Genomic DNA, 15,423 nt, shown 5'->3' on the forward strand with positions numbered 1-15,423 from the left:
CTCGCTAGAAATCCGTCAGGTGATCGAGCGAGAACCTGTCGGACCCGCTCTCGCAGATGTGCCAGTCCTTCTGGGCATTCGCCTCGTCCTGGCGGCCATGGCACCAGCCGCGTTCGTTCAGCGCCAGCCCGTAGATGATCATCGCCTTGCAGGCCACCACGACCTCGACGTCGCGGCTCGGGTTCCTGAGGCAGAGATCGCCGGCCTCGTGGTGAAGTTCCTTCAGCCGCTCGTCGCTTTCGGTCGCTTCGGCGAAAAGCTTTTCCTCGGCCTGGGCCGGCAGGGGGCAGCCGGCTGCCGCGATCATTGCCGTGAAGCCAAGTGCGGTCAGGCGCATGGCCCTCCTCCTCTTCTTCCGAAAAAGTCGCATGGGTCGGGTTCATATCACGGCCGCGCCTTGGGCGACACCGCCCGGCGGTTTGCATGCTGCCTTGGGCGGTTCGCGGCCGATGGCATCTGCCGGGCAGGTCGACAGCGGGCGGATTTCACGTTAAAAGAGAATACGCGATTCTCTTATGGAGGCGGGTATGAACGCCGACCAAGCCGACGCCACCGACCTGCCGCTGGTCGACCTGGACGCGACGGCCCAGGCCGAGATGGTCAGCACCGGCGCGGCGACGCCGATGGACCTGCTCACGGCCGCGATCACCCGATGCGAGGCGCTGAACCCGGCGCTGAACGCCCTGGCCTCGCTGGATGCCGATGCCGCCCGGCGGCGCGTCGAGGCGCTGGCGCCGGGTGGTGCCTTCCATGGCGTCCCGACCCTGCTGAAGGATCTGCTGGCCTGGCCCGGCCTGCCCATCGGGCTCGGCTCGCGGCTGATGGCGGGACAGGTCGCGCCGCAGGGCTCGGCCTATACCGAGGCGCTGGAGGCCGCCGGGCTGGTCGTGCTGGGCAAGACCACGACCTCGGAATTCGGGCTGCTGGGCACGACCGAGCCGCTGGCCACGGGGCCCACGCGCAATCCCTGGGATCTGTCGCGCTCGACAGGCGGCTCGTCGGGGGGCGCGGCTGCGGCGGTGGCTGCGGGGATGGTGCCGGTGGCGCATGGCTCGGATGGCGGCGGCTCGATCCGCGGGCCGGCGGCGCTGTGCGGCGTCTTCGGCTTCAAGCCGGGGCGCGGGCGGACCAGGCCCGCGGGCATCCCGCCCGAGGCGCCGCTGGCGGGCATCCTCAGCGATCACTGCCTTAGCCGCACGGTCCGCGACAGCGCCACATGGCTGCGCGCGACCGAGGCGCAGGGGCTGCCCGATCCGCTGCCCGAGGCATCGGCGCTGGCCGGTGATCCGCCCGCCGGGCTGCGGATCGGCTGGTTCGCGCGGGACTGTTTCGGCGAGCTGCCCGAGCCGGAGGTGCTGGCCGGGCTGGAGCGGACCGTCGCGCTCGGCCAATCCCTCGGCCACCGGCTCGTTCCCGTCGAGGGGCCGCGGCTGGACCGCGCGCTTGTGGGCCAGGCGATGTTCGACCTGATGGCGGTGACGACGGCGGGCATGATCGAGATGCTGGCGCCGGGACGCGAAGACGCCGCCGGCCTGCTGGAACCCTATACGCGCTGGCTGGCCGATCACGGGCGCGGCTTGGCCCCGCCGCGCATCGGCGAGGCGATGCAGGTGATCGCCGCATCCGGCGCGGCGCTGACGGACGGCCTCGATGGGGTCGATCTGCTGCTGTCGCCGACCATTCCCTTCACCGCCTTCCCGCTTGGCGCATTCGCCCCCGGCACTGCCAACGAGGTGCTGCGCGCCCATTTCGAGCGCAGCGCGGGATATACCGCCCCGGCATCGCTGGCCGGCTGCCCGGCGATGTCGGTGCCGCTGCATGTCGGCCCGTCCGGCCTGCCGGTCGGCAGCCATTTCAGCGCGCGGGCGGGCGATGACGCGCTGCTCTTTCGCCTTGCCTTCCAGCTTGAACGGGTCGCGCCGTGGCTGCCGCAGTTGCAGGCCCTGTCGCGGAGGCTGGCATGGCGCAAGTCCTGAAGGAGGACCTGCGGGCACGGATCCTCCAGGCGGCGGGATCGGAATTCGCCGCCCGCGGCTTCGCGGCCGCGCGGCTTGCCGACATCGCCCGGCAGGCGGGAACGACGGCCAGCAACCTTTACAAATACGCGCCGGACAAGGAGGCGCTGTTCCTGCAAGTCGTCCCGCCGGAACTGGCCGCCCGCCACATGGACCTGCTGCGCGCCCGCCTGGCGGGGTTCGAGCAGGGCGAGGCCTGGACCTTGCTGACCGCCGACGGGTCGGCGGCGGCGGCCGAGTTGCTGGCGTTCTGGGCCAGCCATCGCCATGCGGTGGCGATCCTGATGAGCAATGCCCAGGGCACCCGCTACGAGACCATGCGCGAGCGGATGTTCGAGGAGATGGCGACCCGCGCCATGCTGCGCTTTCCGCGCGGGGACGATCCGGCGCTGGCCTTCGTGCTGCGCCGGATCTTTTCGGCCACGCTCGACACGATCTCCGCCATCCTGCGGGAATACGAGCGGCCCGAGGACATCGGCGAGGCGATCCGCCATTTCTGGCGCTTCCAGCTGGCCGGGCTCCAGGCCCTGCTGGTCGAGGGAAGCCGGGAGCCAGGCCCACCGTGATGCCACCGGCAAATGGCTGGGGCCGCGCGCTGGCGAAGGGCCGGCCGGGCGGGCAAAGCGGCCCACGCCCGCCGGAATGATCGTCCTCATATTGCGAAGCAGCGTTCCCCGAGCGGACATGCGAATGCGATCCGGGGCTGGTGGCGGGGCAATCCTGGTCGGCCTCAAGACGGAAGCGGCGGGCTCGTTCCTGGCGGGCAGCTTGACGCCGCCGGGTCTTGCTGACGAAGTTCGACCCGGCCCCATGATGCAGGACGTGGCAAGGCGGCCGGAAACGATGCATGTTCGAGAGGCGGGAAGATGGCGACGGAACTGCTGATTGTGCTGGTGCTGCTGGCTGCGGCGATTGCGATGTTCGCCCTCAACCGGCCGCGCATGGACGTGGTCGCGATCCTGGCGCTGGTGGCCTTGCCGCTGACCGGCATCATCACCCTCGACGAGGCGCTGGCCGGTTTCAGCGACCCCAATGTCATCCTGATCGCCGCGCTTTTCGTCCTGGGCGAGGCGCTTGTGCGCACGGGCGTCGCGCAGCGCACCGGCGATCTTCTGGTGCGCCGTGCCGGCGCGTCCGAGATGCGGCTGATCGTGCTGCTGATGGCGGCCGTTGCCGGGATCGGCGCCTTCATGAGCTCGGCCGGCGTGGTCGCGATCTTCATCCCCATCGTGCTGCGGATCGCGGCGAAGATCGGCGCGGCGCCGGGGCGGCTGATGATGCCGCTGAGCGCGGCGGCGCTGATCAGCGGCATGATGACGCTGGTCGCCACGGCCCCGAACCTGGTGCTCGACAGCCTGCTCAGGCGCGAGGGGTATCGGGGCTTCGGCTTTTTCGACTTCACGCCATTCGGGCTGCCGATCCTGCTGCTGGGGATCGGCTACATGCTGATCGCCCGCCGCTGGCTGGCGACCGACAGCCCGGCCAGCGTCAATCGGCGGCCGAGGCTTGCCGACTGGATCGCCAGCTACGGCCTGGCCGGGCGCGAGTTCCGCCTGCAGCTGTCGGCCCTGTCGGGGCTGGTCGGCAAGCGGCTCGACCAGCTCGATCTGCGCGGGACGGCGGGGATCAACATCCTGGGGATCGAGCGGTCGACCGCCTATGGCCGACGGCTGATCCAGCCGCGCGCCGACACCGTATTGCAGGCCGAGGACGCCCTGTTCCTGGACGTGTTCGGCGAAGGCACGGATATCGAGGCTTTCTGCACCAGCCATGGGTTGCGGCGCCTGCCCATTTCGGGGCGCTACTTCACCGACCACGCGCAAGAGATCGGCATGGCCGAGCTGATCGTGCCGCCCGATTCGCCGCTTGTCGGCAGAAGCATCGCGCAGTCGCGGTTCCGGTCGGTCCACGGCCTTGCCGTCGTCGGCCTGCGCCGCGACAACCGGCCGATCCGGGATGTCGATGCGCGGACCGTGCTGCGCGGCGGCGACGTGCTGCTGTCGGTCGGTCCCTGGAGCCGGATCCGGCAGGTCCATCAGGGCCGGGATCTGGTCGTTCTGGCCCTGCCGGAAGAGATCGATGAGCTGCTGGAGGCGCCTTTCCGGGCCGTTCCCGCCGTCGCCATCCTTGCCCTGGTCGTCATGATGATGATTACCGGCATGGTTCCCAATGTGCTGGCGGCGCTGATCGGCTGTCTGCTGATGGGGCTTTTCGGCTGTGTCGACATGGCCTCGGCCTATCGTTCGATCCATTGGCAGAGCCTCGTGCTGATCATCGGCATGTTGCCCTTCTCGCTGGCGCTTCAGAAGACAGGCGGCATCGAGCTGGCAGCCGAGGCGCTGCGCGCCATGGTCGGGGATTCGACGCCCCGCGCCGCGCTGGCATTGATCTTCGTGACCACGACGGCGCTGGGCCTGTTCATCTCGAACACGGCGACGGCGGTGTTGATGGGGCCGGTCGCGCTGGCCCTGGCGTCCGACCTTGGGGTGTCGCCCCATCCTTTCGCGATGACCGTGGCGCTGGCGGCATCGGCCGCCTTCCTGACGCCGGTGTCTTCGCCGGTCAATACCCTGGTCGTAGGTCCGGGCGGCTACGGGTTCTGGGATTTCACCCGGATCGGTTTGCCGCTGGTCGCCATCGTCCTGATCGTCGCGATCGGGCTGGTGCCGGTGATCTTCCCCTTCCATCCGGGATGAACGGGAAGCGGCCCGCCGGATCTCGCAAGGACGAAAGCCGCCGCGAAATCCGCGCCGCCACGGCGGCTTTGCGGGGCGAAGCTGCCGGTCGGCTCTTGATGCCTCTGCCCGACAATGGTTAGAATTCCCGGCATCGACCGAGTGGCAACTAGGGTTCCGGGCGATCTGCCGCTGGACCGAGCGTTGCAGAGACCGGGGAAGTTCCCCGGCTGCACCCAAGGGACAAAAGCCCAGGGGAGGAGACGTCGAGATCAACCGCGCCGATGGCGCAAAGGGGGTCTCAATGACGCTTGCCTCGCTGCTTCTTGTCGTTCTTGCATCCTTCATCCATGCCAGCTGGAACCTGCTGGCCAAACGTGCCGCCTCGGTCGGGCCGGTGTTCGTCTTTGCCTATAACCTGGTCGCCTGCGTCGCCTATGCGCCATGGGTGATCTGGCTGCTGGCGCAGGGCGGCGTCGACTGGACCAGGGAAGGCATCGGCTTTCTCCTGCTCAGCGGGCTGATCCATCTGGCCTACAGCCTGTGCCTGCAGCGCGGCTACAGGGTGGCGGACCTGTCGGTGGTCTATCCGGTGGCGCGGGGGACCGGGCCGATGCTGTCCTCGATCGGCGCATTCCTGATCCTGGGGGAAAGCCCGACCGGCACGGGCTTGGTCGGGCTGGTCCTTGTCGTTCTCGGCATCCTGCTGATCGCCACCCAGGGAAGGCTGGCCGCCTTCACCCGCCCCGGCGGGCAGGCCGGGGTTCGATGGGGCACGGCGACGGGTGGGCTGATCGCCAGCTATACCGTGGTCGATGCCTATGCGGTGAAAGCCCTCGGCATCGCGCCGGTGGTGCTCGACTGGTTCTCGAACCTGCTGCGGTTCTTCCTGCTGCTGCCGCTGGTGCTTGCCAACCCTCGCCGTGCCATGGCGGCGATGCGGGGCCATTGGTGGACCGCCTTGGGCGTGGGGCTGCTGTCGCCGCTGTCCTATATTCTGGTGCTTGCCGCGCTGACGGGTGGCGCACCGCTCAGCCTTGTCGCGCCGATGCGTGAAATGTCGATGATGGTCGGCGCGCTGATGGGGATGCTGATCCTGCGAGAGGCGGTCGGCCCGTGGCGGCTGGCTGGTTGCGGCGTGCTGATCGCGGGCGTGATCCTGTTGTCGGCATCGTGACGACCGCGACGGTCCGCCATCAGCTCTGCGCATCATCGCAGGAGGTTCGGCCGGCCCGTTGCCTGCGCGCCCAGCCAGGGGCGGGTCCGGCGCGGATCTGCGCAAAGCGGTCGCCGGTGCTTGCCGCAAGGATGCTTCCGTATCGGCGCTAGAGGATAAACGCTTCATTGGAAGCGGCCCCGCCGCCGGATCAAAGAACGCCGCCGTTCTGGTGTCATGCTTCTGCGAGGTGGAAGCCGGGGCAGCGCGGCAGGAAGCCCTTCGGCATCGGGTTTACCGCCTGCGGCATTGGTCGAAGGATGGTCGGCTGGCATTCACGCAAATGCCGGATGGTATTGCCCTGCCTCTTGCCCGGACAGGGCCAGGGCCCTATTTTCCGGGGCGAAAGGACAGTTTCATGCATCAGTCGATCCGCAAGCGCTAAGGATCCGGTTTCCGGTTTCGCCACCTCTGCCTGCCGGCGGGGTGTCCTTTTGCACTTGCTGGACTGACATCATGAAAACCTTCCACACCTTCGACACCCCCGATGGCTGGGCTTCCGCCGCCGAGGCCTTCCGCGACGATTTCGCCACGGGCGGGCGTATCCAGGTCGCGCCATGGGGAGGCTATGCCATCCTGGGCCACCAGGAACTGGTCAGCCTCGCCCGCAATCCGCTGGCCGACGGCATGGCGCCCGATCCCGCCGCGATGGCGGATACGCCCGCGCTGCTGTCGCTGCTCGACCGGGCGCTTTTCACCAAATCCGGCGATGCCCACCGGACCCAGCGGGCCGCGCTGATCGCCGCCTTCAATACCGTGCCGCTGGCCGGGATCGCGCGCGAAGCGGTGCGGCGGGCGCTGCCCTCCGGCCCGGCCCGGATCGACCTCAGGGCCGGGTTGATCGCGCCGGTCGTGCGCCGGGTCTGGGGCGACATCATCGGGCTTGACGCGACGGCGGCCCTGCAGCTGGAGGATGCGGTGCGGGACATGGCCCATGTCCTGTCCCTTTCGCCCGATCCGGCCAAGGCCCATCTGGCCGAAGCGGCCGCCGGCAGGGTGCGGGACCTGTCGCTGGCGGCGCTGGAGGGCGGGACGCCCTTTTCGCGGAACCTGCGGGACCGGCTGGGCGACGGGCTGGCCGCCGACCTGATCGCGGGCATGGCCTTCGACGCCATCGAGTCGGCCGCCACCGGCCTGGACGCGGCGCTGCGGGTGGCCTTTGCGCATCGGCGCCAAGTGACGGCGACGGCGCAATGCGCCAACGAATGCCTGCGCCTGGCCAGCTCCACCCCCATGACCATGCGGCTGACGACGGGCAGGATTGCCTTGGGCGATCTGGCGATGCAGGCCGGGACCGTCCTGTCGATGGTCTGGGCCGCGGGCAATCACGATCCGCTGGCATTTCCGGCGCCAGAAAGGTTCGACCCCGACCGCCAGGGCGCGCGCCCGCTGATGTTCGGCACGGGGCAGCATGCCTGCCTGGGCCACGCGATCATCCGGGCGACCTTGGTGCAGCTGCTCGGCGTCCTCGAGGCATTCGCCCCCGAGGCCGGCACCCCGCCAGCGCGCTGGTCGCCGTTTGCGCAGGACTCTCTGCCCGCCCTCGGCATCCGTTTCGAGGGCTGATCGCCGCGGGCGGGTCGGTCCATGAATGCTGCAGCCCACTCATGGCCCTTTCCTGGGGCGATGCAGATCGCGCCTCGTTTGCAGCGGGCCGCACCTTGCCCGAGTTCCCGACTTTCGCCGCGGGGGCTGCGGCCGATGCTGCGATTGGCAGCCCGCATCGGCCGTGCCAGAGTGAGGAAGAAGACTCGCGACAGAAGCGCCGATGACGACGGCACCGCAGCATGGTCCCTCTGGTCCCGAGCCGGATCGGTGCGCCGCTGGCCGGGGAGAGGCGGTCCCTGCCACGGCCCGGACCGGCGCGCTGGGGTTGGGCGTCGATCCCTGTCATGGATGGCGAACCAGCCCGCCGGATCGAAGGGGAGGCGGATGGGCGAAACAGGAAAGGAAAGCATCATGAAGGAACTGCCGCTGAGCCGCGCCTTCACCCTGATCGAGCCGGGGCCGGTGACGCTGGTCACCACGCATGACGGCGCAAGGGACAACGTGATGACCATCACCTGGACCATGGTGATGGATTTCACCCCGCGTTTCGCCATCACCACCGGGCCATGGAACCATTCCTGGACCGCGCTCAGCGAGACCGGGGAATGCGTGATCGCCATCCCGACGCCGGACATGATCGACACGGTGATCGGCATCGGCACCTGCTCGGGCGCCGAGGTGGACAAGTTCCAGCGGTTCGGCCTGGCGCGCCTGCCCGCCCGCCATGTCCGCGCACCGCTGATCGGCGACTGCCTTGCCAATATCGAATGCCGCGTGGTCGATATAATCGAGCGGCACGGCATCGTCGTGCTGGACGGGCTGGCGGCCTGGTTCGACGGCGACCGTCAGGAAACGCGGACCCTGCATGCGGTGGGCGACGGCACCTTCGTCGTCGACGGAGACAGGCTCGACCGAAGGAAGGCGATGCGGTCGAAACTGCCCGAGGGGATATAGACGGAACCTTGCGGAGACCGGCGGCCGAGGGTGTATCAAAGCTCGGTATCCGGGAAGGCTTGCCAAGGCGAGTTCGGTGTCACGCCTCAGGGCCAGATCGTGCTTGACGTCATGGACGATGGGCGCGGCATTTCGGCGGGCAACGAGGCGCGGATCTTCGAGCCGTTCTTCACCACCCGCCGCGCCTCGGGCGGCACCGGTATGGGTCTTGCGGTGGTGCGCAACCTGCTTGCCGCCCACCGTGCGGGCATCATGCTGTGCTCTCGCCAACCAACCCGGTTTCGCATTACCTTCGCCCCCGGCGCGACAGGCTGAGCCCACGCTGCCGGGCACGATGGACCCAAAGCATGATGCCGACCGGCCCTGCCGGTTGCCGCGACGCTTCCCGACCCCGGCTGCGACGACAAGCGGATCAGGACCAATCCGCGGGCTTGTTCGTGATCGCGCTGGGGACATTGCTGCGGATCTCGCCATCCTCATTAGGCCGGGGGCGGATCAAGCCATGCGACGGAGCGGCCCCATCCCCGTTCGGGGGCGGCCATGTTCCGTTTCGGCGATTGCCCTTGGCGCCCATGCGGGCTGGTCATGCAGGGCGCAAGCTGCAACCCGCCGGCGGGCATTCCATCCTTCCCCTTCCAGCCGCGGCAGGAACCCCTTTTCGTGGCTCGTCGGAAAGCTGATGGCCGATGTCGCATTGCTGCTGCGCCGGAACAAGGGCGCGGGACAGGATGCCCGCGAATGCCGAAATGCGTCCCCATCGGAAGGTTTCTCAAGAGGTTGCCGAGAATGCTGAAAGAACGGATAGCGGGTTTGCTCGACCAGCGCCGGCCCGGCCATTCCTTGCCCCGCGACTTTTATGTCGACGACGAGATCTTTCGCGCCGACATGCAGGCGGTGTTCGAAACCGACTGGATCTTTGCCTGCAACGTGGTCGAGATTCCGCGCCCCGGCGACTATCTGACGCTGAAGGTCGGCGACAATCCCGTCGTCGTGCTGCGCGACCGCGAGGGCGGGATCGCGGCCTTTCACAACAGCTGCCGCCATCGCGGCTCGCTGATCTGCCAGAAGGAGAGGGGGCGCGCGAACCGCCTGGTCTGCCCCTATCACCAATGGGTCTACGAGCTGGACGGCAGCCTGATCAACGCCCGCCAGATACCCGAGGGTTTCGACAGGGCGGCCCACGGCCTCGTCCCGGTCCATGTCGAGGTGATCTGCGGCATGGTCTATATCTGCCTTGCCGACGAGCCGCCCTCGCTGGCGCGCTTCCGTGCCGGGGTCACGCCCTATATCGCCCCGCACATGCCCGACCGCACCAAGGTCGCCTTCACCTCGACCATCGTCGAGGAAGCGAACTGGAAGCTGGTGATCGAGAACAACCGCGAATGCTATCACTGCGCGGGCAACCATCCCGAACTGCTGGTGACGCTGGTCGAATTCGCCCTGCCCGACGATCCGCTGGTCAAGGCGCAATTCCAGGGGCTGATGGACCGCTCGGCCGCGCGTTGGGACGGGCTGGGGCTGCCGCACAAGCCGGCCGAGGGCGGCGTCGAGTTCCGCTGCATCCGCCTGCCCTTCAACGAGGGTTGCCTGTCCTTCACCATGGACGGCAAGCCCGCGTGCAACAAGCTTCTGGCCGATTTTACCGAACCCGACCTGGGCTCGGTCCGCATGTTCCGGGTGCCGAACAACTGGAACCATTTCCTGTCCGACCACATCCTGCATTTCCGGGTGCTGCCGCTGTCGGCGAACCGGACCGAGGTGCGCACGACATGGCTGGTCCACGAGGATGCGGTCGAGGGCGTGGACTACGACCTTCGGCGCCTGACCGAGGTCTGGCTGGCCACCAACGACGAGGATCGCGTGCTGGCCGAGAACAACCATCGCGGAATCCTGTCGCGCGCCTACCGGCCCGGACCCTATGCGCCTTCCGAGTTCATGCTGAACAATTTCTCGGAATGGTATGCGGGCAAGATGGGTGATTTCACCGGCGGCCCGCAGGCGCGGATCGCGGCGGAGTAAGGCGCATGGACATGCAAGCCCCTTCAGCGGCCCTGCTGTCGCTGTCCTGCATCGCCGTCCGCGACGAGACGCCCACCGTCAAGACCTTCCGCCTGCGCGCAGGCGACGGCCCGGTGGGTTTCGTGCCCGGCCAGGCGCTGGCGCTGAAGGTGCCCTTGCCGGGGGGTCCGGTCTGGCGCAGCTTCACCATCTCGGGCGGCGCGGGGGGCGATCTTGAACTGACGATCAAGGCGCAGGCGCCGGGCGGCGCGACCCGCTGGCTGCACGGGAACCTGCGCGAGGGCAGGGGTATCCAGGCCCGCCCTCCGCGCGGCGCCTTCACCCTGGGGCTGCGCGGCAACGACCGGCTGGCCTTCGTCTCGGGCGGGTCGGGGGCCACGCCGATGATGGCGATGCTGCGGCATCTGGCGCAAACCGATCCCGAGGCCGATCTGGCGTGGTTCCACGCCGCCCGCGATCCGGCCGAGGTGCTCTTTGCCCGCGAACTGGCCGAGATGCAGGGCCGGATGCCCAACCTGGCGGTGGCGGTCAGCGTCAGCCAGGCCGCCCCCGGCTGGTTCGGCTATCGCGGACGAATCAACCGGGCGCGGCTGGCCGCCGCCATCCCCGACCTGGGGCGACGCGAGGTGTTCTGCTGCGGCCCGCAGGGCTTCATGCAGGAGGTCCGGCTGATCCATGCCGCCGAGGGCGGCGCGCGAGCGCAGTTCCACACCGAAAGCTTCGGCGGTGCCGACTTGGCCCCGCCGCCCATGGCCACCGCCGCCGCGGATGGCCCCGGTTTCGGCCTGACCGTGAACGGCCGGGTGATCGGCATCCGCCCGGACGAGACGCTTCTGCAGGCCAGCCTGCGCCAGGGAGTCGTCATTCCCTGCGGCTGCGGCGCAGGCATGTGCGGCACCTGCATGGTGCGGATCGTCTCGGGCCGGGTCGACAGCCGGCCGAACGGCGGGCTGACGCCGGAAGAGGCGGCCGAGGGCTATGTGCTGGCCTGCTCGACCCGCGCGGCGTCGGATGTCGAGATCAAGCTGGCCTGACACCCGGATCACGGTCGGATTCCTTTCCCTTCCGGGCGGAAACCTGCTGTCGGCCGGGCTGGCCTTGCCCCAAGGATGACCCTGCCGCGATGCCCGCCGACCAGCCACCAGAGGACGCAAGATGACCACAGACCCCCGATCCGTCGCCGGCAAGCGCCTTGAGATCGCGGAACGGACCCAGATCCTGATCGTCGGTGCCGGCCCCGCCGGGATCGCCGCCGCCCGCCACGCGCATCGGGGCGGCGCGCAGGTGATGCTGGTGGACGAACATCCCGTGCCCTTCGAGACCATGGGCGAAAGCGTCCCGCAGATCTGGGGCGGCCGGATGGGCGGCGCGGTCCGCAACCGCAACGCCATGACCGAACGGATGCTGGAGGCGCGGCCCGATCTGGTCGAACTGTTCGAGGCCGGCATCGACATCCGCCTGGGCACCGCTTGCTGGGGGCTGTTCGCCAACCAGCCCAACCTGGGCTGGATGCCCGGCCTGGTCGCCGGGCTGGTGGACGAGGGCCGGGGCAGCCATCTGGTCGGCTTCGACCAGGCCATCGTGGCGAGTGGGCGGCGCGACATGGGGCTGGCCTTCCCCGGCTGGGATTTGCCCGGCGTGCTGGGCGCCGGCGCCGCGCTGATTCTGGCGCGGCTTTACGATGCGCTGGACAGCCGCCGGGCGGTCATGCTGGGCTCGACCCCCGAGGCGCTGCTGGCGGCGCTGGACCTGATCGACGCGGGCGTGACCATCGCCGCCGTGATCGAACAGGCCGCCGCCCCCGCCGCGCCCCAGGATCTGGTCGCGCGCCTCCGCGCCGCCGGGGTCGAGATCGTCACCGGCGAAGCGCCGCGCGGCGTCACCTCGGACGCGGATGGCGTCACCGGGCTGGTGCTGCGCAACCGCACCATCCCTTGCGATTCCGTGCTGCTGGGCGTGGGCGCGGTGCCGATGATCGACCTGCTGCATGCCGCGGGCGCGCGCTGCGCCTTCGACAATGATCGCGGCGGCTTCGTGCCGCTGCTGGGCGCGGGCGGCGAAACCAGCCTGCCCGGCATCCGCGCCGCTGGCGACTGCGCGGGCATCTGGCCCGCGAAAACCGTCGATCCCGCGCTGGCCGAGGCCGAGGGGCGGCTGGCCGCCGGGGCCGCGCTGGCGGCGCTGGGGCTGGCGGATGCTCCGGCCGAGAGCGCGCCGCAGCCCGGCCCCGCCGCCGATCTGGGCGAATACCGCAAGGCCTGGGTCCGCGCCTCGGTGGTCGAGGCCGTGGCCGAGATGCCGGTCTGCCAATGCGAAGAGGTCACGGCGCGCGAGATCCTGGAGGTCAGCCCGCCGCGCTATCTGAACGCGCCGCATCTGCCGAACCTGACGCGCAGCCTGACCCAGATCCTGGGCGAGGGGCCGCCCGATCCCGACCAGATCAAGCGGCTGACCCGCGCCGGCATGGGCCCCTGCCAGGGCCGCCGCTGCCGCGAGCAGATCCAGGCGCTGCTGGCCTTGCAGGACGACCTGTCGCTGGGGGTGGTGCCGCTGGCCGGCTATCGCAGCCCGGTCCGGCCGATCAGCCTGGCCGCCGCCGCCATGCCCGAGGATCCCGCCATCGCTGCCGCCTGGGATTCCTGGTTCGGCATGCCGCGCCAATGGGTTCCCTTCTGGGATGTCGAGGAACATTACACGGTCGCCGCGCTTGCGACGGAGAAGGAACATGTCAGCGAATAACCCCATCCCCGGCATCGACGCCGGCGACGACAATCGCGGCGCCCCGGTCATCGTGATCGGCGGCGGCGTCACCGGCCTTTCCACCGCCTTCTGGCTGGCCGAGGCGGGGGTCGACGTGCTGGTGCTGGAACGCGGCATCACCGGCTGGGAGGCCTCGGGGCGCAATGGCGGCGGCTGCTCGCACCACCACAGCCCGCTTTTCGCCGAGGAACAGCGGCTGTGGCCGATGATGGACGAATTGCTGGGCTATCCGACCGAGTTCCGGCCGAACCGCATCCGCATCGCGCTGTCGCCCGAGCAGTTCGCGCTTTACGGCCGCGCCGTGGCCAATGCCCGCAAGCAGGGCTTCCGCGCCGACGACCTGGATGCGCAGACGGTGCGCGAGCTGGTGCCGCTGGCCGGGGACAATGTCCATGCCGGGCATTACTATCACTTCGGCGGCCATGCGAACCCGCACCGCACCGTGCAGGCCTATGCCTGGGCGCTGCGCGACCGCGGCGGGCGGCTGCGCCAGCACGTCACCGTCACCGGCTTCCGGTGCCGGGGCGACCGGGTGACGGCGGTCGAGACCGACAGGGGCGTCTTCGGCTGCGACCACCTGGTCATCGCGGCGGGCCCGCAGACCGGCCGGCTGGCCGCGATGCTGGAGGTGGCGATCCCCATGCGCGCCGCCCGCGCCGAGATGATCGTGACCGAGCCCCTGCCCCTGATGCCGCTGGGCGGGATCGACGGCAACGGGCTCTATGGCCGCCAGACCCTGCGCGGCAACCTGGCCTATGGCGGCGGCCCGCATGAATGGGTCGAGACCGAGGAGCAACCGGGCGGGCCGCGCCCCTCGACCCCGCTGGCGGGCAGCATCGCCCGGCGCGTGGCCGAGCTTTTGCCCAAGGCCGCCCATGCCCGCGTCATCCGCAGCTGGGCTGGCATCATCGAGAACACCCCCGACGGCCGCCCGGTCATCGACCGTCCGGCACCGTGGCAGAACCTGACCGTCGCCACGCTGTCCGGCGTGGGCTTCGGCCTGTCGCCGGCCTCGGGCCGCGCGCTGATGCAGCTGGTGATGCGGGGACATTGCGATTTCGCCGATCTCTCCAGCCTGCGGCTGGCCCGCTTCGACAGGCTGGAGCCGGACTGGGACGCGCTTCAGGGCTGGCTGCCCGCCGCGATGGCCTCGGCCTGATGCGGACCGCTTGAAGCAGGGCGACTTGAAGAGCGGGGCGGCTTGGCCGAACATGGCGCATCGCAACCCGGATCCGCCGATGTTCTACCATGACGCGGGCGAGCCCCTGTGCTTCGCCTTCCTGATGATTGAGGGGCTCTCGATGCTGAGCCTTGCCTCGGCGACGGAACCCTTGCGCGCCGCGAACCGCCTGCTGGGGCGCGACGCCTTTCGCTGGGATCTGTGCAGCATCGACGGCCAGCCGGTCATGCCTTCCTCGGGCATCCCGTTTCCGGCCATCCCCGTCGACCAGGCGATCGAGCGCAACCACGCCCTGTTCATCTGCGGCGGCGCGCGGGTCGATCCCCAGGACGAACGCCCCTATCTTGCCGCCCTGCGGCGGGCGGCGCATCGCGGCCGGGCCATCGGCGCCCTGTCCACGGCCAGTTACCTGCTGGCCAAGGCCGGGCTGCTGGACGGCTATCGCTGCACCATCCACTGGGAAAACCGCGCCGCCTTCGAAGAGGACTTTCCCCACCTGCCGATCACCGGCACGCTTTACGAGATCGACCGCAACCGGTTGACCTGTTCGGGCGGGACGGCCTCGATGGACCTGATGCTGCATATCATCGCCGACCTGCACGGGCGCGACCTGGCCAACGGGGTCGCCAACCAGTTCCACCATGCCCGCATGCGCGATGCGGGCGAGAACCAGCAGGGTGGCCGGGCCGAACAGATCGGCACCCTGCCGGGGACGATGCAGATGGCCATCCGGCTGATGCAGGCCAATATCGAGACGCCGTTGCAGATCGAAAGGCTGGCCGCGCTGACGGGGGTCAGCGAGCGGCAGATGGAGCGCAACTTCCGCAGCTTCCTGGGCATGACGCCGGCGCGCTGCTACCTGTCGCTGCGGGTCGAGCGTGCGCGCGAGATGCTGCTTTACACCGAACAGCCGATCATCGACATCGCGGTCGCCACGGGCTTCGCCTCGACCTCGCATTTCTCGAAATGGGTCAAGGAATTCTATGGGATACGCCCCAGCGAGATGCGCGAACAGGCACGCGCCGCGCGGGCCCGGTCGCGCCGCATCGCCTGAGC

At 69.5% G+C, this 15,423-nt stretch carries 13 protein-coding genes; 12 read left to right on the plus strand and 1 reads right to left on the minus strand.

What is annotated here, in order from left to right; all coding sequences use genetic code 11:
• Positions 1–4: 4 nt before the first annotated feature.
• Positions 5–337 carry a hypothetical protein gene (locus E3U26_RS13915; RefSeq protein ID WP_499106215.1) on the minus strand — a complete coding sequence of 111 codons (333 nt, stop codon included), beginning with the start codon at positions 335–337 and terminating at the stop codon, positions 5–7.
• 190 nt (positions 338–527) lie between these two features.
• Here E3U26_RS13915 and E3U26_RS13920 point away from each other — a divergent pair, with 190 nt between their 5' ends.
• The 12 genes from E3U26_RS13920 to E3U26_RS13975 all read left to right on the plus strand — a co-directional run bounded on the left by E3U26_RS13920 (position 528) and on the right by E3U26_RS13975 (position 15,421).
• Positions 528–1,976 (plus strand): amidase, encoded by a 1,449-nt coding sequence (locus E3U26_RS13920; RefSeq protein WP_499106216.1) that lies wholly within the window; start codon positions 528–530, stop codon positions 1,974–1,976.
• Complete coding sequence (locus E3U26_RS13925) at positions 1,961–2,581, plus strand: TetR/AcrR family transcriptional regulator (protein WP_499106217.1); 621 nt, start codon at positions 1,961–1,963, stop codon at positions 2,579–2,581. Before E3U26_RS13920 ends, E3U26_RS13925 begins: the two co-directional genes overlap by 16 nt.
• Before the next feature lie 300 nt (positions 2,582–2,881).
• Positions 2,882–4,711: an SLC13 family permease gene (locus tag E3U26_RS13930; protein WP_499106218.1), complete on the plus strand. Its 1,830-nt coding sequence runs from the start codon at positions 2,882–2,884 to the stop codon at positions 4,709–4,711.
• 283 nt (positions 4,712–4,994) lie between these two features.
• Entirely contained in the window at positions 4,995–5,867 is an 873-nt protein-coding gene (locus tag E3U26_RS13935) for a DMT family transporter (protein ID WP_499106219.1), read from the plus strand.
• 495 nt (positions 5,868–6,362) lie between these two features.
• Positions 6,363–7,472: a cytochrome P450 gene (locus tag E3U26_RS13940; protein WP_499106220.1), complete on the plus strand. Its 1,110-nt coding sequence runs from the start codon at positions 6,363–6,365 to the stop codon at positions 7,470–7,472.
• Positions 7,473–7,865: 393 nt separating this feature from the next.
• Complete coding sequence (locus E3U26_RS13945) at positions 7,866–8,408, plus strand: flavin reductase family protein (RefSeq protein ID WP_499106370.1); 543 nt, start codon at positions 7,866–7,868, stop codon at positions 8,406–8,408.
• A gap of 99 nt (positions 8,409–8,507) precedes the next feature.
• Positions 8,508–8,723: an ATP-binding protein gene (locus E3U26_RS13950; RefSeq protein ID WP_499106221.1), complete on the plus strand. Its 216-nt coding sequence runs from the start codon at positions 8,508–8,510 to the stop codon at positions 8,721–8,723.
• A 471-nt stretch (positions 8,724–9,194) separates the two neighbouring features.
• A complete protein-coding gene (locus tag E3U26_RS13955; protein ID WP_499106222.1) occupies positions 9,195–10,427 on the plus strand; it encodes an aromatic ring-hydroxylating oxygenase subunit alpha in 1,233 nt (410 codons plus the stop codon).
• 11 nt (positions 10,428–10,438) lie between these two features.
• Positions 10,439–11,461, plus strand: a complete 1,023-nt coding sequence (locus E3U26_RS13960) for an FAD-binding oxidoreductase (protein ID WP_499106223.1) — start codon at positions 10,439–10,441, stop codon at positions 11,459–11,461.
• 121 nt (positions 11,462–11,582) lie between these two features.
• On the plus strand, positions 11,583–13,166 hold the full coding sequence (locus E3U26_RS13965) for an FAD/NAD(P)-dependent oxidoreductase (protein ID WP_499106224.1): 1,584 nt from the start codon (positions 11,583–11,585) through the stop codon (positions 13,164–13,166).
• The gene (locus E3U26_RS13970) at positions 13,153–14,346 is read left to right on the plus strand and encodes an NAD(P)/FAD-dependent oxidoreductase (RefSeq protein ID WP_499106225.1); all 1,194 of its coding nucleotides are present in this window, start codon (positions 13,153–13,155) and stop codon (positions 14,344–14,346) included. The genes E3U26_RS13965 and E3U26_RS13970 overlap by 14 nt, the downstream gene beginning before the upstream one ends.
• 79 nt (positions 14,347–14,425) lie before the next feature.
• Positions 14,426–15,421, plus strand: a complete 996-nt coding sequence (locus tag E3U26_RS13975) for a GlxA family transcriptional regulator (RefSeq protein ID WP_052095713.1) — start codon at positions 14,426–14,428, stop codon at positions 15,419–15,421.
• Positions 15,422–15,423 lie beyond the last annotated feature (2 nt).

This window comes from Paracoccus ferrooxidans (genome assembly GCF_029909815.1).
Classification (GTDB): domain Bacteria; phylum Pseudomonadota; class Alphaproteobacteria; order Rhodobacterales; family Rhodobacteraceae; genus Paracoccus; species Paracoccus versutus.